Annotated in this window: 1 protein-coding gene; it reads right to left on the bottom strand. The window is 38.3% G+C overall.

The genetic code is table 11. The features are described from left to right. Window positions 1-21 precede the first annotated feature (21 nt). Window positions 22-656 (bottom strand): DUF8309 domain-containing protein (locus Q9J80_RS10810; protein ID WP_170314440.1); only part of this gene is annotated, 635 nt, incomplete at its 5' end.

The following is a 656-nucleotide window of genomic DNA, read 5'->3' as shown; positions in this document are numbered from 1 at the left end:
CAGCCCTTTAAGTCGTTGATTCTAGGTTGATATGATCTCAATATACTCTTTGTATTCTAAGGGGATAGGTAGATTAAACACCAAATCCTTTAGAGGGTCTACATTTCTCCCCATTTTGTAACACAAATATAGCCGTTCATTAAGCTCAGCATAGATTCGTACATTCCTCAATTCATAGCTATTAATCGTTTCTAAATCGTCTCTATTTATTGACGCAATGATATCTCGTTCATTGTATTTCCCCGAGGAAGTATCTACTTCAAAGAGTCTGCCCCCACCATCTCCTATGATAAGAATTTTCTTTTCGTTTGGTGTTCCTTCCCAGAGCGTAATCCATCTACTTCCCATACCTAAGGGGTCTATCTTACGCTTTGGAGAGATATAGTTCTCAATCCCCTTAATATTCTGCCTGAAGATATTGCTGCTTTTAATGAATTGACGAGCAACAGTGGCGCAGAAAAGAATAGGAACTTGGGTTAAGTCTACATCATCCCAATTGTTATCAGTGTTAAATAGATTGAAAAACAGGAGTTCAGCCTTCCCTATCATCTGAGCGAGCACATACACCCTAGTTTCTCTTGATTCATCCTTTCGTTTAGTCTCAATGCTGATAACTTGATTATTCCTCCACCTTATTTCTGTCATATTTCTCATCT

It is taken from the genome of Neisseria blantyrii (genome assembly GCF_962747855.1).
Classification (GTDB): domain Bacteria; phylum Pseudomonadota; class Gammaproteobacteria; order Burkholderiales; family Neisseriaceae; genus Neisseria; species Neisseria viridiae.
Note: the sequence above shows the minus strand (reverse complement) of the source record. Positions and strands in the feature narration are given on the sequence as shown.